General features: G+C 49.1%; 20 protein-coding genes. 19 read left to right on the top strand and 1 reads right to left on the bottom strand.

Annotation, left to right across the window (positions count from 1 at the left end; all coding sequences use genetic code 11):
- Positions 1-7: 7 nt before the first annotated feature.
- The 12 genes from trmJ (at position 8) to katG (ending at position 11,387) form a co-directional block, all read left to right on the top strand.
- Complete coding sequence (trmJ, locus tag M2387_RS12610) at positions 8-739, top strand: tRNA (cytosine(32)/uridine(32)-2'-O)-methyltransferase TrmJ (protein ID WP_259049880.1); 732 nt, start codon at positions 8-10, stop codon at positions 737-739.
- A 138-nt stretch (positions 740-877) separates the two neighbouring features.
- Complete coding sequence (iscR, locus tag M2387_RS12605) at positions 878-1,366, top strand: Fe-S cluster assembly transcriptional regulator IscR (RefSeq protein WP_259049723.1); 489 nt, start codon at positions 878-880, stop codon at positions 1,364-1,366.
- A 107-nt stretch (positions 1,367-1,473) separates the two neighbouring features.
- A complete protein-coding gene (locus M2387_RS12600) occupies positions 1,474-2,688 on the top strand; it encodes an IscS subfamily cysteine desulfurase (protein ID WP_259049722.1) in 1,215 nt (404 codons plus the stop codon).
- Positions 2,689-2,715: 27 nt separating this feature from the next.
- On the top strand, positions 2,716-3,102 hold the full coding sequence (iscU, locus tag M2387_RS12595) for a Fe-S cluster assembly scaffold IscU (protein ID WP_259049721.1): 387 nt from the start codon (positions 2,716-2,718) through the stop codon (positions 3,100-3,102).
- Positions 3,103-3,241: 139 nt separating this feature from the next.
- The gene (iscA, locus tag M2387_RS12590) at positions 3,242-3,565 is read left to right on the top strand and encodes an iron-sulfur cluster assembly protein IscA (RefSeq protein ID WP_259049719.1); all 324 of its coding nucleotides are present in this window, start codon (positions 3,242-3,244) and stop codon (positions 3,563-3,565) included.
- Positions 3,566-3,653: 88 nt separating this feature from the next.
- Complete coding sequence (gene hscB / locus M2387_RS12585; RefSeq protein ID WP_259049716.1) at positions 3,654-4,169, top strand: co-chaperone HscB; 516 nt, start codon at positions 3,654-3,656, stop codon at positions 4,167-4,169.
- Positions 4,170-4,205: 36 nt separating this feature from the next.
- Positions 4,206-6,056: a Fe-S protein assembly chaperone HscA gene (gene hscA, locus M2387_RS12580; RefSeq protein WP_259049713.1), complete on the top strand. Its 1,851-nt coding sequence runs from the start codon at positions 4,206-4,208 to the stop codon at positions 6,054-6,056.
- 1 nt (position 6,057) lies between these two features.
- Positions 6,058-6,393 carry an ISC system 2Fe-2S type ferredoxin gene (gene fdx, locus M2387_RS12575; protein ID WP_259049711.1) on the top strand — a complete coding sequence of 112 codons (336 nt, stop codon included), beginning with the start codon at positions 6,058-6,060 and terminating at the stop codon, positions 6,391-6,393.
- An 11-nt stretch (positions 6,394-6,404) separates the two neighbouring features.
- Positions 6,405-6,605, top strand: a complete 201-nt coding sequence (gene iscX / locus M2387_RS12570; RefSeq protein ID WP_259049709.1) for a Fe-S cluster assembly protein IscX — start codon at positions 6,405-6,407, stop codon at positions 6,603-6,605.
- Positions 6,606-6,771: 166 nt separating this feature from the next.
- Complete coding sequence (gene pepB, locus M2387_RS12565; protein ID WP_259049706.1) at positions 6,772-8,055, top strand: aminopeptidase PepB; 1,284 nt, start codon at positions 6,772-6,774, stop codon at positions 8,053-8,055.
- 64 nt (positions 8,056-8,119) lie between these two features.
- Positions 8,120-8,914 carry an enhanced serine sensitivity protein SseB gene (gene sseB / locus M2387_RS12560; RefSeq protein WP_259049704.1) on the top strand — a complete coding sequence of 265 codons (795 nt, stop codon included), beginning with the start codon at positions 8,120-8,122 and terminating at the stop codon, positions 8,912-8,914.
- A 298-nt stretch (positions 8,915-9,212) separates the two neighbouring features.
- Positions 9,213-11,387 (top strand): catalase/peroxidase HPI, encoded by a 2,175-nt coding sequence (katG, locus tag M2387_RS12555; protein WP_259049701.1) that lies wholly within the window; start codon positions 9,213-9,215, stop codon positions 11,385-11,387.
- A gap of 64 nt (positions 11,388-11,451) precedes the next feature.
- On the opposite strand, the gene sseA is transcribed toward katG, so the two are convergent.
- Entirely contained in the window at positions 11,452-12,309 is an 858-nt protein-coding gene (gene sseA, locus M2387_RS12550; protein ID WP_259049699.1) for a 3-mercaptopyruvate sulfurtransferase, read from the bottom strand.
- Positions 12,310-12,736: 427 nt separating this feature from the next.
- Between sseA and ndk the strand changes: the two genes are divergently transcribed.
- From ndk to bamB, 7 genes are all read left to right on the top strand, one after another.
- The gene (ndk, locus tag M2387_RS12545; protein WP_259049697.1) at positions 12,737-13,168 is read left to right on the top strand and encodes a nucleoside-diphosphate kinase; all 432 of its coding nucleotides are present in this window, start codon (positions 12,737-12,739) and stop codon (positions 13,166-13,168) included.
- Positions 13,169-13,345: 177 nt separating this feature from the next.
- Entirely contained in the window at positions 13,346-14,509 is a 1,164-nt protein-coding gene (gene rlmN, locus M2387_RS12540; RefSeq protein ID WP_259049695.1) for a dual-specificity RNA methyltransferase RlmN, read from the top strand.
- Between the two features lie 431 nt (positions 14,510-14,940).
- On the top strand, positions 14,941-15,912 hold the full coding sequence (rodZ, locus tag M2387_RS12535) for a cytoskeleton protein RodZ (protein WP_259049693.1): 972 nt from the start codon (positions 14,941-14,943) through the stop codon (positions 15,910-15,912).
- Positions 15,913-15,950: 38 nt separating this feature from the next.
- A complete protein-coding gene (gene ispG / locus M2387_RS12530; RefSeq protein ID WP_259049691.1) occupies positions 15,951-17,072 on the top strand; it encodes a flavodoxin-dependent (E)-4-hydroxy-3-methylbut-2-enyl-diphosphate synthase in 1,122 nt (373 codons plus the stop codon).
- A 240-nt stretch (positions 17,073-17,312) separates the two neighbouring features.
- A complete protein-coding gene (gene hisS / locus M2387_RS12525; protein ID WP_259049689.1) occupies positions 17,313-18,587 on the top strand; it encodes a histidine--tRNA ligase in 1,275 nt (424 codons plus the stop codon).
- A gap of 35 nt (positions 18,588-18,622) precedes the next feature.
- On the top strand, positions 18,623-19,243 hold the full coding sequence (locus tag M2387_RS12520; RefSeq protein WP_259049687.1) for a YfgM family protein: 621 nt from the start codon (positions 18,623-18,625) through the stop codon (positions 19,241-19,243).
- A gap of 10 nt (positions 19,244-19,253) precedes the next feature.
- Entirely contained in the window at positions 19,254-20,435 is a 1,182-nt protein-coding gene (gene bamB / locus M2387_RS12515) for an outer membrane protein assembly factor BamB (protein ID WP_259049685.1), read from the top strand.
- Positions 20,436-20,451 lie beyond the last annotated feature (16 nt).

Below are 20,451 nucleotides of genomic sequence, written 5' to 3'. Positions count from 1 at the left end.
AATGATAATGCTGCAAAACGTACGAATTGTGCTGGTAGAAACTTCGCATACCGGCAATATGGGCTCCGTAGCCCGCGCGATGAAAACGATGGGATTAACCAATCTCTGGTTGGTTAATCCGCTGGTAAAACCTGACTCTCAGGCGATTGCACTGGCTGCGGGTGCCAGTGATGTTATTGGTGATGCTAAAATTGTCGATACTCTCGACGAAGCGTTAGCCGGATGTAGTCTGGTGGTGGGAACCAGTGCGCGTTCCCGCACATTACCCTGGCCGATGCTTGACCCGCGTGAATGCGGTATAAAAAGCATCTCTGAAGCGCAGCATGCTCCAGTCGCGATTGTTTTTGGCCGTGAGCGTGTTGGTCTTACGAACGACGAACTGCAAAAATGTCACTACCACGTCGCGATTCAGGCTAACCCTGAATACAGTTCTCTGAACCTGGCGATGGCAGTACAAATTCTGGCCTATGAAGTGCGTATTGCCTGGCTGGCAACACAAAATCAGGACCAGGAAACGGAAACCTCCCCGGAAGAACCCGTCTATCCATTAGTCGACGATCTGGAGCGTTTTTACGTTCATCTCGAACAGTCACTTTCTAAAAGTGGGTTTATTCGACCGACCCATCCAGGCCAGGTTATGAGCCGGTTACGTCGCCTGTTTACGCGTGCCAGACCTGAAAGTCAGGAGCTAAATATCCTCCGTGGGATGCTCACTTCTCTGGAAAAGCATGATAAATAAAGAAAATAATACTTGAGTAAATTACTAGGTTAAATAGTTGACCAAATTACTCAGGAATGTCAGACTTGTCTCTTGCTATGTGAACTATCATTTTTTTGAAACCCCCGGAACGAGGGGCTATTTGAGGTTAAGTAAGACATGAGACTGACATCTAAAGGACGCTATGCCGTTACCGCAATGCTTGACGTCGCGTTGAATTCTGAATCGGGTCCAGTACCACTGGCCGATATTTCCGAACGTCAGGGCATTTCACTTTCTTACCTGGAGCAGCTATTTTCACGTCTGCGTAAAAATGGCCTCGTCGCTAGCGTCCGCGGCCCGGGCGGCGGTTATCTGTTAGGTAAAGAAGCCGGTAGTATCGCAGTTGGAGAAGTCATTAGTGCGGTCGATGAATCCGTCGATGCCACGCGCTGCCAGGGTAAAGGTGGTTGCCAGGGCGGAGAGAAATGTCTGACTCACGCACTGTGGCGCGATCTCAGCGATCGCCTGACCGGGTTCCTGAACAATATTACCTTAGGTGAACTGGTTAATAACCAGGAAGTGATGGACGTGTCCGATCGTCAACAGAATGACAATCACCGCACTATACGTCTCCAGGACCAGATTGACGTCAAACTGCGCGCATAAGCAGAAAAACGAATTTTAGAATCAGATAGGCAGACCGCAATTGATAACGGCTCCAACCTTTTAAGTCTGGTTCTTCGTATTGAAGTGATGTACGGAGCTTAAGAGCAATGAAATTACCTATTTATCTCGACTATTCTGCTACCACACCGGTAGATCCGCGTGTGGCGCAGAAAATGATGCAGTTTTTGACTATGGATGGCAACTTCGGGAACCCTGCTTCCCGTTCCCATCGCTTTGGCTGGCAGGCAGAAGAAGCAGTTGATATTGCCCGTAACCAAATTGCCGATCTGTTGGGTGCCGATCCACGTGAGATTGTCTTCACTTCTGGTGCTACAGAGTCAGACAACCTTGCGATTAAAGGTGCAGCTAACTTCTACCAGAAGAAAGGCAAGCACGTTATTACGGTAAAAACAGAACACAAAGCGGTTCTGGATACCTGTCGTCAGCTGGAACGTGAAGGATATGAAGTCACTTACCTGTCTCCACAGGTTAATGGCATTCTTGACCTGAAAGTGCTGGAAGCGGCAATGCGTGAAGACACCATTCTGGTCTCTGTCATGCATGTTAACAACGAAATCGGTGTGGTTCAGGATATTGCGACTATCGGCGAAATGTGCCGCGCTCGTGGCATCATTTTCCACGTCGATGCAACTCAGAGCGTGGGCAAACTGCCTATCGATTTGAGCAAGCTGAAAGTCGATTTGATGTCCTTCTCCGGCCATAAAATCTATGGTCCTAAAGGTATTGGTGGTCTTTACGTTCGTCGTAAACCACGTATTCGTATTGAAGCACAGATGCACGGTGGCGGTCATGAGCGCGGTATGCGTTCAGGTACCTTACCGGTTCACCAGATTGCCGGAATGGGCGAAGCCTACCGTATTGCCAAAGAAGAACTGGAAACGGAAATGGCACGTCTGCGCGTACTGCGTCAGCGTTTGTGGGACGGCGTGAAAGATATGGAAGAAGTGTATCTGAACGGCGACTTAGAGCACGGTGTACCGACTATCCTCAACGTCAGTTTCAACTATGTTGAAGGTGAGTCACTGATTATGGCGCTGAAAGATCTTGCGGTCTCTTCAGGTTCAGCCTGTACATCAGCAAGCCTGGAGCCTTCCTATGTGTTGCGCGCTCTGGGTATGAATGACGAGCTGGCACACAGTTCTATCCGTTTCTCTTTAGGCCGTTTCACCACGGAAGAAGAGATTGATTACACCATCAAACTGGTAAGAAATTCTATCGGTCGTTTGCGCGATCTTTCTCCGCTGTGGGAAATGTTCAAGCAGGGTGTTGATCTTACTACTATCGAATGGTCACACCATTAATCAATTTCGGACTCAGGAGAAACTAAAATGGCTTATAGCGAAAAAGTAATCGATCATTACGAAAATCCACGTAACGTGGGCTCTTTTGACAACGATGATACCAGCGTTGGTTCTGGCATGGTGGGTGCACCAGCTTGTGGCGACGTAATGAAATTGCAGATTAAAGTTAACAATGAAGGTATCATTGAAGACGCACGCTTCAAGACTTATGGCTGTGGCTCTGCCATTGCCTCCAGTTCTTTACTGACCGAATGGGTTAAAGGTAAATCACTGGACGAAGCTGGAGCAATTAAAAATACTGATATCGCAGACGAACTTGAGCTGCCACCAGTGAAGATCCACTGCTCAATCCTGGCTGAAGATGCTATCAAAGCAGCTATCGCGGATTACAAAAGTAAGCGTGATTCTCACTAGAAATAAGACGAGTTTGCGGTCAGGCGGTAAGTTAAAGAACCCCTGAAAGCTTACTCAGGTAAGTGGAGTTGCATGAGTATGTTATGTATTCATGCAACTTGAGGTATGACAAGAGATAATATCTGATTGAGGTTGTAGTATGTCGATTACCCTTAGCGATAGTGCTGCACATCGTGTGAATTCTTTCCTGGTTAATCGTGGAAAAGGATTTGGTTTACGCTTAGGTGTTCGCACTTCTGGTTGCTCCGGTATGGCTTATGTCCTGGAGTTCGTAGACGCACCTGATGACGGCGATACCATCTTTGAAGATAAAGGTGTAAAGGTCGTAGTTGATGGTAAAAGCCTGCAATTTTTAGACGGAACTCAGCTCGACTTTGTCAAAGAAGGTCTTAACGAAGGATTTAAGTTTACTAATCCTAACGTGAAAGATGAGTGTGGCTGTGGCGAAAGCTTCCACGTCTGATCTATACAACACGCTATCTGTGCATGTAGATGGCGTGTGACTCTGCATGACCAATACAGCATTTACCTGACAAAAACTCGAGTCTGTTATGGATTATTTTACTCTGTTTGGACTGACACCAGGCTATGTGGTTGACACTCAGCAACTGGCAACGCGTTACCAGGAATTGCAGCGGCAGTTCCACCCTGACAAATATGCCAGCCGCCCTCAGGCGGAACAGCTTCTGGCAGTAAATCAATCGGCGACTATTAATCAGGCATGGCAAACACTACGCCATCCGCTGCTACGTGCTGAGTATTTACTGTTACTGAATGGTTTTGACCTGGCAAATGAACAGCATACGGTACGCGATACCGCATTTTTGATGGAACAGCTTGAGTTACGTGAAGAGCTGGATAGCATCGAACAGTCTGCAGACAGTAGCGCACTGGAAACCTTTGCAGCCAAAGTCACCACGATGATAAAAAATCGCAGCGTGAAAATGGTGCAGCAACTGGACAGTTTGCAGTGGGAACAGGCGGCGGATACCGTGCGTAAGCTGCGTTTTCTCGATAAATTACAGCATCACATAGAACAACTCGAAGAAAAACTGAGCGATTTTTAATGCCTGATTTCGGGCCTGGATTTTTGGAAGTTTAATATGGCGTTATTACAAATTAGTGAGCCTGGAATGGCGGCAGAACCGCACCAGCGCAGACTGGCCGCGGGGATTGATCTGGGTACCACTCACTCTCTGGTGGCAACTGTGCGCAGCGGGCAGGCGCAAACTCTGGCTGATAGTCAGGGGCAACACCTCCTTCCTTCTGTGGTGCACTACCAGTCACAGGGTCATCGGGTAGGCTACGAAGCACGTGCTCAAGCCGCACTTGATCCGGTCAATACGATAAGCTCCGTAAAACGCCTGATGGGGCGCTCACTGGTTGATATCCAGACGCGTTATCCTCAGCTTCCCTGGCAGTTCAGCGCCAGTGAAAATGGCCTGCCGCTGATCAATACGCCAGCGGGTTTACTTAATCCGGTACGTATCTCGGCCGATATTCTGGCCCATCTTGCCCAGCGTGCGCAGGAAAGCCTGGCAGGTCCTCTCGATGGTGTGGTGATTACTGTCCCTGCCTATTTCGATGATGCCCAGCGCCAGGGAACGAAAGATGCTGCCCGTCTGGCAGGTCTGCATGTATTACGCCTGCTTAATGAACCTACTGCTGCCGCCATAGCCTATGGTCTGGACTCCGGCCAGGAAGGTGTTATCGCTGTCTACGATTTGGGTGGCGGTACCTTTGATATATCTATTCTGCGCTTGAGTCGCGGCGTATTTGAAGTCCTCGCTACAGGTGGCGATTCGGCTCTGGGCGGGGATGATTTTGACCATCTGCTTGCTGACTTCCTGTGTGAAAAACTGGGCATTAATGTCCAGGGCGATCTTCGCTTACAGCGCCAGTTGCTGGATGCCGCGACAGCGGCAAAAATTGCGCTGAGTGATGCGCAAAGCGTTAAGGTTGAGCTGGCAGGCCAGCAGACTGAAGTCACGCGTGAACAGCTGGAAGAGCTTATTCTTGCCTTAGTTAAACGCACTCTGCTTTCTTGCCGTCGTGCCTTAAGAGATGCGGGCGTGACAGCGGAAGAAGTCCTTGAAGTGGTCATGGTTGGCGGTTCGACCCGAGTACCTTTAGTACGTGAGCGGGTCGGCGAATTCTTTGGTCGCGAACCACTGACCTCAATTGATCCTGACAGAGTCGTTGCTATCGGAGCCGCCATTCAGGCTGATATCCTGGTGGGCAATAAACCAGACAGTGAAATGCTGTTACTGGATGTCATCCCGCTGTCACTCGGGCTTGAGACTATGGGCGGTTTGGTAGAGAAAGTGATTAACCGTAATACCACTATTCCGGTTGCGAAAGCTCAGGAGTTCACCACCTTTAAAGATGGACAGACCGCCATGTCCATTCATGTTATGCAGGGTGAACGTGAGTTGGTACAGGATTGTCGTTCGCTGGCTCGTTTTACCTTACGGGGTATTCCGCCAATGGCAGCCGGTGCTGCGCATATTCGCGTTACTTTCCAGGTTGATGCGGATGGTTTACTTAATGTGACAGCAATGGAAAAATCGACCGGTGTCGAGTCATCCATTCAGGTAAAACCTTCTTATGGCCTGAGCGATGGCGAAATTGCCAGTATGATTCAGGACTCCATGAGCTATGCCGAGCATGACGTCAAAGCACGTATGCTGGCAGAACAAAAAGTTGAGGCTGCACGTGTGCTGGAAAGCCTGCAAAGTGCGCTGAAAGCAGACGCGGTGTTACTCAACGAAACTGAACGTGCGGTGATTGACGCTGCTATCGCGGCATTAGTCGCTGCTGCGCAGTCTGATGATACCAGCGCCATTGCAAATGAAATCAAAAACGTAGACAAGCAAACCCAAGAATTTGCGGCTCGCCGTATGGATTTATCAATCCGTACCGCGCTGACCGGTCATTCTGTGGACGAGGTTTAATATGCCAAAGATTGTTTTTCTGCCTCATCAGGATCTTTGTCCGGATGGCGCAGTACTGGAAGCACAGCAAGGTGAAACTATTCTCGACGTTGCCCTGCGTAACGGAATTGAAATTGAACACGCTTGTGAAAAATCCTGCGCCTGCACCACGTGTCACTGCATTGTGCGTGAAGGTTTCGACTCACTTCGGGAAAGCACTGAAGATGAGGACGACATGCTGGATAAAGCCTGGGGTCTGGAACCTGAAAGCCGTTTAAGCTGCCAGGCACGAGTGACGGATGAAGACCTGGTGGTCGAAATGCCGCGCTACACCATTAACCATGCACGCGAACACTAACAGAGGCGACTATGGGATTAAAATGGACCGATAGCCGTGAAATTGGTGAGGCACTGTATGACAGCCGTCCGGATGTTGATCCGACAACTGTACGCTTTACCGATATGCACCAATGGGTTTGTGAGCTGGAAGATTTTGACGACCAGCCTGATGCTTCCAGCGAAAAAATACTCGAAGCAATTTTATTGGTATGGCTAGACGAAGCGCAATAAAAGTTCTGTATTCTGTTAAGGCCGTAAATAAACCCGGATAGCCCGCGGATTAATTTATGCCCTTAATCATAAAGAGGGAATTTGATTTTCTCTCTGAACTGTCAATAATGGGCTGCCTGTGGCGGCCCATTTTTTATTGGCGGTAACGAACGAAAAGGATAAGAAAATGACAGAAGCCATGAAAATCACACTTTCCACACAGCCTGCGGATGCTCGCTGGGGCGAGAAAGCGCTGTACAGTATTAATAATGAAGGCATTACACTGCACCTGACGGCAAACGACAGCTTAGACAGAATTCAGCGTGCAGGACGTAAAATTGACGGACAAGGCATCAAGCATGTCGAGTTAGCGGGTGACGGCTGGGATGTAGAAAAAAGCTGGGCATTCTGGCAAGGTTACCGGGCACCAAAAAACACCGGCAAAGTTGACTGGGCAGTATTGAGCGAAGAACAGCAAACTGAACTGAATAACCGCCTGAAGGTTATCGACTGGGTTCGCCATACTATCAATACCCCGGCGGAAGAATTGAGCCCGGGACGTCTGGCCTCTCGTGCCGTTGATCTGCTTTGTGCGGTTGCTTGCGATCATATCTCTTATCGCATCACCAAAGGTGAAGATCTTCGTGAGCAGAACTATATGGGGATCCATACTGTCGGACGCGGATCGGATCGTAACCCTGTATTGCTGGCGTTAGACTACAACCCAACAGGTAATCCGGATGCGCCTGTTTATGCCTGTCTGGTCGGAAAAGGGATCACCTTTGATACCGGCGGCTACAGCCTGAAACAAAGCGCATTTATGGACTCGATGAAGTCCGATATGGGCGGCGCTGCCACTATTACTGGCGCACTGGCCTTTGCTATCACGCGTGGTTTAAACAAACGCGTTAAACTCTATCTGTGCTGTGCCGATAATATGGTCAGCGGCAACGCCTTTAAACTCGGCGATATTATTACCTATCGCAACGGAAAAACCGTTGAAGTCATGAATACCGATGCCGAAGGGCGTCTGGTTCTGGCAGATGGGCTGATTGATGCTTCAGCACAAAAACCTGAACTGATTATCGACTGCGCCACTCTGACCGGTGCGGCAAAAACTGCGCTGGGTAATGATTACCACGCACTGTTCAGTTTTGACGATAAACTGGCAGGCCGTCTGTTAGCCAGTGCCGAGCAAGAGAACGAGCCATTCTGGCGTCTGCCGCTGGCGGAATTCCACCGTCATCAGTTGCCGTCTAACTTTGCTGAACTGAACAACGTGGCTGGTGCGGCCTATCCGGCCGGAGCAAGTACTGCGGCAGGTTTCCTGTCTCACTTTGTGGAAAACTACCGTCAGGGCTGGTTGCATATTGACTGCTCAGCAACTTACCGCAAAAGCGGCGTTGAGCAATGGTCGGCGGGTGCCACTGGTTTAGGTGTTCGTGCGATCGCGAATTTATTGCTGAGTTAATTACCTCCCTTTATGGTCTTCAGGACATGATTTTGAAGACCATAAACGCTGCCCCGGAATCACCATGTCAGAATCAGAATCAGAATCAGAATCAAAAAACGAACTTGAAACACTGCTCGAACAGGCGGCTACTGAGGCGGCTCACCGTCCGGTCTTTTTTCAGGTACTGATGGACTCTACCGTCTGGGTACCCGGTAAAGCTGCGGAAGGTGAGGCGATAGATGCCAGTAGCTCAGTGGAGTTACAGCACTGGGAAAAAGACGACAATACCTCGGCTATTCCTTTTTTTACTTCACTGGAAGCCTTGCAGCGTGCCGTGACCGACGAGCAGTCCTTTGTCGTCATGCCTGTACGGACCCTGTTTGAAATCACGCTCGGCAATACGTTATTTTTAAATGCCAGACTGCCAACGGGTAAAGAGTTCACGCCAAATGAAATCAGCCATCTGTTAAGTCCGTCGGGCGATGCCTTAACCCAGCAAGAAGTGCTGGAAGGCGGAGTTTCATTGCTTCTATCGGAAGTGGCTGAGCCCCCGGCTCAAATGATTGACTCTCTAACCACGCTGTTTAAAAACCTCAAAACGGTGAAACGTGCTTTCCTGTGCTCGATTAAAGAAAATGCCGATGAACAGCCTAATCTGTTAATTGGCATTGAAGCTGATGGCGATATTGAAGCCATTATTCGCCAGACCGGAAGTGTGGCAACAGATACGTTAGTGGGCGACGAGCCGATTGATATCTGCCAGGTTGTGGAAGGCGAGAAGGGTATCAGTCACTTTATGATTGCACATATTACGCCGTTTTATGAGCGTCGTTGGGGTAGCTTCCTGCGTGATTTCAAAGCCAACCGGATTATTTGATAGCCGTTGGTCATTCGCTTTATCAAAAAGAGATAACGGGCAATCAGGCCTGTTATCTTCTGCCTCTTTTGAAATATTCCCCACGCCTTCCTCCCCGCCTTACTGGAAATAAATCAGCAGCTGCTGCCAGAGAGTCTTACACTCATTATCGTACCGGACAGAATCGGAACTGAAAGGATACAGCTGTAAAATTTCACTTTTAAGAGGTAATAGCTATCAAATCCGTAGACTCAACCAGATATTAATGATTGTTCGTAGGAACTATAGTTAACGAATATTGATAATAATGGAGAGCAAAATGAGCAATTCAAATGATTTACACAACGCACCTTCTACGAGTGCGGGAAAGTGCCCCTTCAATCATGGTCAGAGCACGGATATTGCCGGTGAAGGAACCAGCAATCAGGACTGGTGGCCGCACCAGTTGCGTGTAGATCTGTTAAACCAGCATTCCAGCCGCTCGAACCCACTGGATGAGAATTTCAGTTACTCTAAAGAATTCAGTAAACTTGACTACTATGCCCTGAAAGGCGATATCAAAGCGCTGCTGACAGATTCCCAATCATGGTGGCCTGCCGACTGGGGCAGCTATATCGGTCTTTTTATCCGTATGGCATGGCACAGCGCAGGTACCTATCGTTCCCGTGATGGTCGCGGTGGTTCCGGTCGCGGTCAACAGCGCTTTGCCCCCCTTAACTCATGGCCTGATAACGTAAGCCTTGATAAATCCCGCCGCTTGTTATGGCCCATCAAACAAAAGTATGGCCAGAAAATCTCATGGGCCGACCTGATTATTCTTGCGGGTAATGTCGCGCTAGAAAACGCGGGCTTTCGAACCTTCGGCTTTGGTGCCGGACGTGAAGACGTATGGGAACCGGATCTGGACGTTAACTGGGGTGGAGAGAAAGAGTGGCTTGAGCACCGCCACCCGGAATCACTGGCACAGGCCCCGCTGGGTGCAACCGAAATGGGGCTGATTTACGTCAACCCGGAAGGCCCTGAGCATAGCGGTGATCCGGCCTCAGCCGCACCGGCTATTCGTGCAACCTTTGGCAATATGGGTATGGACGATGAAGAGATAGTCGCCCTGATAGCGGGCGGGCATACGCTGGGTAAAACCCACGGTTCGGCTCCGGCAAGCCATGTAGGTCCTGCTCCGGAAGCTTCACCGCTTGAAACACAGGGCCTCGGCTGGGTCAGCAATTACAATAGCGGCGTGGGTGCTGATGCCATCTCATCCGGTCTTGAAGTCGTCTGGACGCAGACGCCGACCCAGTGGAGCAACTATTTCTTCGAAAACTTGTTCGGCTATGACTGGGTACAAACGCGCAGCCCGGCCGGGGCCATTCAGTTTGAAGCCGTTAACGGTCCGGATAGTATTCCTGACCCGTTCGATCCGGCGAAAAAACGTAAGCCAACCATGCTGGTGACAGACCTGACACTGCGCTTCGATCCGGAGTTTGAGAAAATTTCTCGCCGCTTCCTGAACGATCCGCAGTCCTTCAATGAAGCTTTCGCCCGAGCCTGGTACAAACTGACGCACCGCGACATGGGGCCTAAAGCACGTTACATTGGCCCGGAAGTACCAAAAGAAGATCTGATTTGGCAGGATCCGTTACCGCAGGCAAGTCACATGCCTTCCGGCACGGATATTGATGAGCTGAAACAAAGCATTGCTGATTCCGGCCTGACGATAAGTGAGCTGGTTTCTGTGGCCTGGGCCTCTGCTTCAACCTTCCGGGGTGGCGATAAACGCGGCGGCGCAAACGGTGCCCGGCTTGCGCTGGCTCCGCAACGTGGCTGGGCTGTAAACGCTGTAGCGGCCAGAGCATTGCCAGTACTGGAGGCTATTCAGAAGGCTTCAGGTAAAGCATCGCTGGCAGACGTCATTGTGCTGGCAGGGGTTGTTGGTCTGGAAAAAGCCAGTGGCAGCAAAGTGCCGTTTACGCCAGGACGCGTCGATGCCACACAGGATCAGACCGATATTGAATCATTTGAACTGCTGAAACCTGCCGCTGATGGCTTCAGAAACTACCGGCGTATCGCTAATGCAACTTCTACCGAAGCCTTGCTAATTGATAAAGCACAGCAACTTACGCTAACCGCGCCTGAGCTGACGGTATTGATTGGTGGGCTGCGCTCACTTGGCATCAACTTTGATGAGAGCCAGCACGGCGTACTGACCTCTCGCCCGGGCGTACTGAGCAATGATTTCTTTGTCAACTTGCTGGATATGCGTACCGAATGGAAAGCTGCGAGTGAAGATGCTGAGTTATTCGAAGGACGCTCTCGTCAGAGTGGAGCAGTGAAATACACCGCTACGCGCGCAGATCTGGTATTCGGCTCTAACGCAGTACTACGTGCCCTGGCCGAAGTCTACGCCAGTCAGGACGCAGAAGAGAAATTTGTTAAAGATTTTATCGCTGCCTGGACTAAAGTCATGAATCTCGACCGTTTCGATCTGCAGTCGTAATATTCTTAATTGTTATTGATACAGAACCGCCAGCCCTTACCGGCTGGCGTATTCTGACCTGTCATTATTCAGCTACAACAGGTTCAATGGGCAAGTCGGAACGTGAACCCCATTCACTCCATGAACCATCATAAATTGAGACGTCATTGGCATTCAGTGTGGCCAGCGCCAGCACGACCACTGCCGCAGTGACACCCGAACCGCAGCTAACAATAATCGGTCTTTCAAAATCGATGCCTTGCTGCTGAAAAATATCTGTCAACTCATCAAGGGTCTTAAGCTGGCCATCTTCGACTACATCAGTCCAGGGCACGTTAAGCGCTCCCGGGATATGACCGCGTTTAAGGCCTGGGCGAGGCTCGTCAGCCAGGGCATTAAAACGTGCTGCCGGGCGAGCATCGACTAATTGAGCGGTTCCTTCATGGCTGACGAGTAGCACATCAGTCAGGCGTTTAATCACTTGTGGATCAAAACTGACGTCAAACTCACCTTCGGTGATAACCGCTTCACCTTGCTCAAGCGCATAGTCTTCACCGACCCAGCGTTTTAAGCCCCCTGCCAGAATAGAGACGTTATCAACGCCAAAACTTTTTAGCATCCACCAGGCGCGTGGGGCAGAAAACAGGTTGCCGTCATCATAAATCACCAGGTGTTTATCATGATTAATTCCCCGTTCGCGCATCGCCACGGCAAAAGCTTCAGGGCGGGGCATCATATGCGGAAGGGGGCTGCTATGGTCAGAGAGCGCTTCAATATCAAATAAAATGGCGCCCGGAATATGCCCGGCCAGGTACTCAGCAGGTATATCACGGAGTGCATCAGGACCTGACGGCGGTGCCATACGTGCGTCCAGAATTTGAATCTGGGGATCGTTAATATGTTCTGCGAGCCAGTCGCCCGAGACGAAGAAAGAGGTGGACATGGTGGGTAGGCCTCCGTTTCATCAACCAAACAATAATTGTCGGTGTTTTTCTGGCATTCGACAAGTCACCCGCGTTCGGGCTGGGAGATAACTCTTAAAATGCAATCATATATCTTGAAATACTCGCTTCTGTTCAGCAAGAAGTAGCACATGGAGGCATAATTGTTATCATTAAGGGATATTTTTTAAAGAAATGTTACCTGCATCCATAGGCAACGGCAAACTTGCTCATTATAATCTGCGCCAAATCACACTGGAACGATGTCAAATAATTGAATTGCAGGTGGATGAGTTAAGGTGACACAGCATTTAAGTCAGCTCTTTTAGTTGAGTGAGCTTAAAGGGGCTGATTTAACACCGGGCTTTTCTGGCTGGGATTTAACTGTGATGAGTCACCAGTAAATAAAGTACATTGACAGAGGTAATCATGGCTATTGAACGTACATTTTCCATCATCAAACCTAATGCGGTAGCAAAAAACGTTATTGGTAGCATCTACTCTCGTTTTGAGTCTGCTGGCTTCAAAATTGTTGGTGCGAAAATGCTGCATCTGAGTGTTGAACAGGCTCGCGGTTTCTACGCTGAGCACGAAGGCAGACCTTTCTTCGACGGCCTGGTTGAGTTTATGACTTCAGGTCCTATCGTGGTTAGCGTACTGGAAGGCGAAAATGCCGTTCAACGCCACCGCGATCTGCTGGGTGCAACTAATCCTGACAACGCACTGGCAGGTACTCTGCGCGCTGATTACGCTGACAGCTTCACCGAGAACGGTACTCACGGTTCAGATTCTGTTGAATCTGCTGCCCGCGAGATCGCATTTTTCTTCGCTGAAAACGAAGTGTGCCCGCGCACTCGCTAAGCCTGGAAATAGTTAACTAAGCTTACATTTAATTTTCTATTGTTCGCTTTCAGGCGTGGCATACATGCCTGAGAGTTTGTACAATACAGCGCCCCGGAAGAGCATCATGCTCACCGGGGCGCTTCTTTTTAACCCTCCCTGGGGCCATAACGTGTAATAACGAGGCCGGAAAATATTATGTCTGAAATGAATGTGTCCGAGATGTCATCTGTAAGTGTTGTAAATAAACCTGAAAAAATTAATCTGCTGGATTTAAACCGTCAGCAATTACGTGAGTTTTTTGCTGAAATGGGTGAAAAGCCGTTTCGTGCCGATCAGGTGATGAAGTGGATGTATCACTATTGCAGTGATGATTTTGATGAGATGACAGACATCAACAAGGTGCTACGTAACCGGTTGAAAGAAGTTGCTGTGATCCGCGCCCCTGAGGTTGCGGAAGAGCAACGTTCTGCGGACGGCACGATTAAATGGGCGATAAAGATAGCCGATCAGCTGGTGGAAACGGTGTATATCCCGGAAGCCGATCGCGCAACATTATGCGTTTCTTCACAAGTTGGCTGTGCGCTGGAATGTAAGTTCTGTTCGACAGCACAACAAGGCTTTAACCGTAACCTGCGGGTATCGGAAATTATTGGTCAGGTATGGCGTGCGGCCAAGATCATTGGCGCTCAGAAAAAAACCGGCGTACGTCCAATAACTAACGTCGTCATGATGGGGATGGGCGAGCCTCTGCTGAACCTCAATAATGTGGTTCCAGCGATGGAAATTATGCTGGATGACTTTGGTTTTGGTCTGTCCAAGCGGCGCGTTACCCTTTCTACCTCGGGTGTTGTCCCCGCCCTCGACAAACTGGGCGATATGATTGACGTAGCTCTGGCAATTTCACTGCATGCACCGACGGATGCAATACGTGATGAAATTATGCCTATCAATAAAAAATACAATATCGAGACCTTCCTGGCATCGGTTCGCCGTTATATGGAAAAGTCTAACGCTAACCAGGGACGCGTCACGGTAGAGTATGTGTTATTGGATCACGTTAATGACGATACGGAACACGCACATCAGCTTGCCGAGTGTCTGAAAGATACACCTTGTAAGATAAACCTGATTCCATGGAACCCGTTCCCGGGTGCACCTTATGGGCGTAGCTCTAACAGCCGAATCGATCGTTTTTCAAAAGTGCTGATGGGCTATGGTTTTACCACTATTGTGCGTAAAACCCGCGGAGACGATATCGATGCCGCCTGTGGTCAGTTAGCGGGTGAAGTTATTGACCGTACCAAACGTACGTTACGTAAACGTATGCAAGGTGAGGCTATCGAAGTTAAAGCGGTCTGATAGGATAATCTGACCCTGTTTTCACCCTGAATACGCACCATTAAAGGGCAGGAAAGGATTGCAAGCCGTCAATGCGTGGCGGCTTGCCTTAATCGAGCTATCAATACATAAAGCTTGTGAATAATTACGGTGCGTTTCTGCTTGCTTTAGGGCAGTATGTAGCGATGTGTTAAGCCTGTAGTTGCCTGAATTTAGTCATATTAGAGTCATGACTCATGATAAATAGTCATGATTGACTCACCGGTCAGTTCGGTAGCCCATAAAAACAGTTAAGTGGGTGAAAATTCGCCTGTTTTAACCAGGTTTTGTTGCCGGGCACTTTCTTCAGGTAGCCGATTTTTCGCGGTACGAGTTCATCCGACGTGTTAAAACGTCGTGTATCAGAACTGGTACCTAATTCTTTAATTGAACAGCACCCGTAATTGTAGCTAATGAATACTGAAGCCACTAAAGAATCAAATGAAGCACAAACGATGGGCGAACGTCTGCGCCATGCCCGCGAACAACTGGGTTTTAGCCAGCAAACTGTAGCTGAACGCCTGTGTCTTAAGGTTTCCACTGTACGGGATATCGAAGATGACACGTCCCCTAAGGACCTGGCATCGACCTTCCTGCGTGGCTATATTCGTTCTTACGCCCGACTGGTACATATCCCGGAAGAAGAATTACTTCCGATGATGGCAAAACAGACGCCGGTTCGGGACAGTAAAGTCGAGGTTATGCATAGCTATTCGTTAGGCAAACGCCGTAAAAAGCGTGACGGCTGGCTGATGAGCTTTACCTGGCTTATTCTGTTTGTCGTGCTCGGTTTGACGGGAGCATGGTGGTGGCAAAATCATAAGGCGCAACAGGCCGAACTTACCACCATGGACGATCAGTCATCGGTCGAACTTTCTGCAACGCAGGATGAACATGGTATTGCACTCAATCAAGATAATACCCCTGTTCAGAGTACGAATACTCCGCCTGAAACAGCGCCTTCAGCGGGTGAATCTGTACCGCTGAATACTGCACCTGAGAATACGCCATCGCAGCCAGATGCCGTGGTTTCTCAGAGCCAGACATCGATTGATAATCTGCAAACCAGCGCACCAGGTACAGCAGCGCCTGCAACACTGCCGACTGAAAATGCCAATGTTTCTGCCCAGACAGCAGCCGCAGATGCTCTGAATATGACATTTAGCAATGACTGTTGGTTAGAAGTCAGCGATGCAGCAGGGAAAAAGCTGTTTAGCGGCTTAAAGCGCAAAGGTGAAACATTAGATTTAGCCGGTCACTCATCCTATACATTAAAGATAGGTGCGCCAGCAGCAGTACAAATTCAATTCCAGGGTAAACCTGTTGATATGAGTCGTTTTATCCGAACTAACCAGGTTGCTCGTTTTACGGTGAGTGCTGAATAAGCATCACCGTTGATAACGCGTAATTGTGGAGATTTATCATGCATAATGCCGCACCAATCCAGCGCCGGAAATCTACCCGGATTTATGTTGGGAATGTACCCATTGGCGATGGTGCACCAATAGCCGTACAGTCTATGACCAACACGCGCACCACTGATGTGGAAGCGACGGTTAATCAAATTAAAGCGTTAGAACGTGTGGGTGCGGACATTGTTCGTGTCTCTGTTCCGACGATGGATGCCGCTGAAGCATTTAAGCTTATCAAGCAACAAGTCAATCTTCCTCTGGTCGCTGATATTCACTTCGACTACCGTATTGCGCTAAAAGTGGCAGAATACGGCGTGGATTGTTTGCGTATTAACCCAGGTAATATCGGTAACGAAGCACGAATTCGCAGCGTTGTTGACTGCGCGCGTGACAACAATATTCCTATTCGTATTGGCGTCAATGCGGGGTCTTTGGAAAAAGACTTGCAGGAAAAATACGGTGAGCCGACACCACAGGCATTGCTTGAGTCAGCAATGCGCCATGTTGATCATCTCGATCGTCTTAACTTCACGCAGTTTAAAGTAAGCGTAAAAGCTTCTGATGTATTCCTGGCCGTTGAGTCTTATCGCTTACTGGCGAAAGCCATCGATCAGCCTTTGCATTTAGGGATCACCGAAGCGGGCGGCGCGCGTGCCGGATCGGTTAAATCGGCGATTGGTCTGGGGCTGCTGCTATCAGAAGGTATTGGCGATACGCTGCGTATTTCACTGGCAGCCGATCCTGTTGAAGAGATCAAAGTCGGTTTTGATATCCTGAAATCACTGCGGATCCGTTCGCGCGGGATCAACTTTATTGCTTGTCCAACCTGTTCACGCCAGGAGTTCGATGTTATCGGTACAGTCAACGCGCTTGAGCAGCGACTTGAAGATATTCTGACCCCTATGGATATTTCTATTATTGGTTGTGTGGTCAATGGTCCGGGTGAAGCGCTAGTATCCACGCTCGGTGTGACCGGCGGCAATAAGAAAAGTGGTTTGTACGAAGATGGTGTGCGTCAGAAGCAGCGTATGGACAACGACGATATGATTGCGCAGCTCGAAGCGCGAATTCGTGCGAAAGCCAGTATGTTAGATGAAACGCAGCGCATTAAGATCCAGCAGCTGGAAAAATAATACGAAGCATGGGAAGCGCCGGGCTTCCCGTGTATGATTGAGCCCGCGCGACAAGTTACCCGGTTATACCCGTCATACTGCAAGTTGCTTGGGTGTTGCTTTCATAAATCTTGCCGAATCACATAGTTCATCTATGCTCATCGCCAAGATTTACTTTGCGCCTACAAGCAACTCGAATTATTTTGGGTATAAATCGCCTGATAGCGGGTTCATTTTTTGTAGATAAATTAGAGAAAAAACGTGGCAAAAAATATCCAAGCCATTCGCGGTATGAACGATTACCTGCCTGCTGATACCGCCATCTGGCAAAGTATTGAAGGGCGTCTGAAGCAGGTGCTGGCAAGTTACGGTTATAGCGAAATTCGTTTACCGATTGTAGAGCAGACCGCATTATTCAAACGCGCTATCGGCGAAGTTACCGATGTCGTTGAAAAAGAGATGTATACCTTTGACGACCGCAATGGCGATAGCCTGACTTTGCGTCCTGAAGGAACGGCTGGCTGCGTGCGTGCCGGAATTGAGCATGGTCTGCTGTACAATCAGGAACAACGTTTGTGGTATGTCGGTCCGATGTTCCGCCACGAACGGCCACAAAAAGGGCGTTATCGTCAGTTTAACCAGATGGGTGTTGAAGTTTTTGGTCTGAATGGTCCGGATATTGATGCCGAACTGATTATGCTAACCGCAAGCTGGTGGCGTGCTCTGGGTATCTCTGAATTCGTTACCCTGGAACTGAACTCTATTGGTTCTCTGGAAGCACGTGCGCGTTATCGTGATGCGTTGATTGCATTTCTGGAGCAGCACCAGGATAAGCTGGATGAAGACTGTAAACGCCGGATGTACAGCAATCCACTGCGCGTTCTGGACTCAAAAAATCCGGATGTGCAGCTGTTATTAAACGATGCTCCGGAACTCGGGGATTACCTCGACGAGGAGTCGCGGGAACACTTTGCCGGGCTCTGCCAGTATCTGGATGCGGCAGGAATCAGTTATAAAGTTAACCAGCGCCTGGTTCGCGGGCTGGATTACTACAACCGTACTGTATTCGAGTGGGTGACTACCCATTTAGGCTCACAGGGTACGGTATGTGCCGGCGGTCGTTATGATGGTCTGGTAGAGCAGCTCGGCGGCCGTGCAACACCTGCTGTAGGTTTTGCCATGGGGCTTGAGCGTCTTGTTTTACTGGTTCAAGAAATCAATCCGGAATTTAAAGCAGAATCTGTTGTCGATATTTACCTGGTCTCATCGGGTCAGGGTACGCAGGTTTCCGCTATGCTGTTGGCTGAAAAGCTGCGTGAAAAACTTCCTTCTCTTAAGTTCATGACGAACTATGGTGGGGGGAACTTTAAAAAACAGTTTGCCCGTGCCGATAAATGGGGTGCTCGTGTGGCTCTGGTACTGGGTGAAGATGAAGTCTCTAAAGGTGAAGTGGTTGTTAAAGATCTTCGCACAGGTGAGCAGCAAACCGTATTACAACAAGACGTGGATGCTCGACTGCTGGCGCTACTGGGCTAATCACCAGGTAATTACTCGTTAAGGAGAAGGACTGCGTGGAAGTATTTGAGAACGAAAACGATCAGGTTGACGCGGTAAAGCGTTTTTTTGCCGAAAATGGTAAAGCGCTGATCGTCGGGGTGGTATTGGGTATCGGTGCGCTGGTTGGCTGGCGTTATTGGGGAAACCAGCAGGTAGAGAATGCAGGTGCTGCTTCATTGTCTTATCAAACGCTAAGCAGTGAAATCCAGGCGGACAAACCACAAACCCTGGAAGCATTGCAAAAGTTTGCTGCTGACAATAACAACATTTACGGTTCACTGGCTTCTCTTGAGCTGGCTCAGCAATTTGCTGATAACAATGAGCTGGATAAAGCCGCTGCGCAGTTACAAAGTGGCCTGGCAAGTGCTAAAGATGCGAATTTGCAGGCTCTGATCGACTTACGCCTGGCACGCGTTCAGATTCAACAAAAGCAATCTGATGCGGCGTTAAAAACTCTTGAGAGCATTAAAGGCGAAAGCTGGGCTGCACTTGTTGCTGATTTACGTGGTGAGGCGTTACTCAGTAAAGGTGATAAACAAGGTGCTCGCGATGCCTGGAGTCAAGGCTTGCTGAGCAAATCATCTCCGGCGCTGATTGAAATGCTCCAGATAAAAATCAACAACTTGTCGAGCTAAGAGGAACCAGATGCAATTGCGTAAACTACTCGTACCAGGGTTAATTTCCCTGACGTTGCTCAGCGGTTGTTCCCTGTTTAGCGGTGAAGAAGACGTGGTTAAAATGTCTCCGCTACCTACGGTTGAAAACCAGTTTACTCCGACCAAAGCCTGGCAGACCTCTGTCGGTAATGGCGTCGGTGATTTTTACTCTAATCTCCATCCTGCATGGCAGGGGGGAACAGTCTATGCGGCTGACCGTCATGGTCTGGTTAAGGCTGTTAATGCTGATGATGGCAAACAAATCTGGCAGACGAATCTGGCCGAAAAGACCGGCTTTTTCTCCAGTAATATTTCAGCATTATTATCTGGTGGCTTAACTGTTGAAGGCTCTCATATTTTTGTTGGTACTGAAAAAGCAAAAGTCTTTGCCCTCAATACTGAGGATGGTAGCGTAGCCTGGGAAACAACGGTTGCAGGCGAAGCGCTTTCAAGCCCGGTTATTAGTGAAGGTCTGGTACTTATCCATACCGGTAATGGTCTGCTGCAAGCATTAGACGAGAATGATGGTTCCATTAAGTGGACTGTTAACCTTGAGATGCCTGCTCTGTCATTACGCGGTGAGTCTGCCCCTGCGGTTGCCTTTGGTGCAGCTTTAGTGGGTGGTGATAACGGTCGTGTTAGTGCGGTACTGATGCAACAGGGCCAGTTAATATGGCAGCAACGTATCTCTCAGGCGACAGGCACCACTGAAATCGACCGTCTGAGTGACGTTGATACCACACCGGTTATCGTTAATGGCGTAGTTTACGCGTTAGCTTATAATGGTAACTTTGCGGCTCTGGACTTACGTTCCGGCCAGATTTTGTGGAAACGTGAACTGGGTTCCGTGCTTGATTTTGTGATCAACGATAATCATATCTATCTGGTTGATCAGAATGACCGCATAATGTCACTGACCATAGACGGCGGCGTCACAGTATGGACACAAAGCGACCTGTTACATCGTGGACTGACTTCCCCGGTATTGTATGATGGTTATATCGTCGTCGGTGATGGTGAGGGTTATATGCACTGGGTTAATACCAGCGATGGACGCTTTGTTGCTCAGCAGAAAGTCGATAGTTCCGGCTTCCAGACTAACCCTGTTGTCGCAGGTAACAAACTGCTTATCCAGGCAAAAGACGGTAATCTATACGCCATCGAGCGTTAAGTCTGCCGGATAGCCT

It is taken from the genome of Klebsiella sp. BIGb0407 (genome assembly GCF_024807845.1).
GTDB lineage: Bacteria > Pseudomonadota > Gammaproteobacteria > Enterobacterales > Enterobacteriaceae > JGM124.
Note: the sequence above shows the minus strand (reverse complement) of the source record. Positions and strands in the feature narration are given on the sequence as shown.

What these genes read in the sequence shown, in the direction of transcription:
- sseB (WP_259049704.1), top strand. Translation starts at nt 8,120, where the DNA reads ATGTCAGAATCAGAATCAGAATCAGAATCAAAAAACGAACTTGAAACA.
- fdx (WP_259049711.1), top strand. Translation starts at nt 6,058, where the DNA reads ATGCCAAAGATTGTTTTTCTGCCTCATCAGGATCTTTGTCCGGATGGC.
- M2387_RS12600 (WP_259049722.1), top strand. Translation starts at nt 1,474, where the DNA reads ATGAAATTACCTATTTATCTCGACTATTCTGCTACCACACCGGTAGAT.
- pepB (WP_259049706.1), top strand. Translation starts at nt 6,772, where the DNA reads ATGACAGAAGCCATGAAAATCACACTTTCCACACAGCCTGCGGATGCT.
- hscB (WP_259049716.1), top strand. Translation starts at nt 3,654, where the DNA reads ATGGATTATTTTACTCTGTTTGGACTGACACCAGGCTATGTGGTTGAC.
- iscU (WP_259049721.1), top strand. Translation starts at nt 2,716, where the DNA reads ATGGCTTATAGCGAAAAAGTAATCGATCATTACGAAAATCCACGTAAC.
- trmJ (WP_259049880.1), top strand. Translation starts at nt 8, where the DNA reads ATGCTGCAAAACGTACGAATTGTGCTGGTAGAAACTTCGCATACCGGC.
- hscA (WP_259049713.1), top strand. Translation starts at nt 4,206, where the DNA reads ATGGCGTTATTACAAATTAGTGAGCCTGGAATGGCGGCAGAACCGCAC.
- ndk (WP_259049697.1), top strand. Translation starts at nt 12,737, where the DNA reads ATGGCTATTGAACGTACATTTTCCATCATCAAACCTAATGCGGTAGCA.
- ispG (WP_259049691.1), top strand. Translation starts at nt 15,951, where the DNA reads ATGCATAATGCCGCACCAATCCAGCGCCGGAAATCTACCCGGATTTAT.
- bamB (WP_259049685.1), top strand. Translation starts at nt 19,254, where the DNA reads ATGCAATTGCGTAAACTACTCGTACCAGGGTTAATTTCCCTGACGTTG.
- rlmN (WP_259049695.1), top strand. Translation starts at nt 13,346, where the DNA reads ATGTCTGAAATGAATGTGTCCGAGATGTCATCTGTAAGTGTTGTAAAT.
- iscX (WP_259049709.1), top strand. Translation starts at nt 6,405, where the DNA reads ATGGGATTAAAATGGACCGATAGCCGTGAAATTGGTGAGGCACTGTAT.
- iscR (WP_259049723.1), top strand. Translation starts at nt 878, where the DNA reads ATGAGACTGACATCTAAAGGACGCTATGCCGTTACCGCAATGCTTGAC.
- iscA (WP_259049719.1), top strand. Translation starts at nt 3,242, where the DNA reads ATGTCGATTACCCTTAGCGATAGTGCTGCACATCGTGTGAATTCTTTC.
- sseA (WP_259049699.1), bottom strand. Translation starts at nt 12,309, where the DNA reads ATGTCCACCTCTTTCTTCGTCTCGGGCGACTGGCTCGCAGAACATATT.
- rodZ (WP_259049693.1), top strand. Translation starts at nt 14,941, where the DNA reads ATGAATACTGAAGCCACTAAAGAATCAAATGAAGCACAAACGATGGGC.
- katG (WP_259049701.1), top strand. Translation starts at nt 9,213, where the DNA reads ATGAGCAATTCAAATGATTTACACAACGCACCTTCTACGAGTGCGGGA.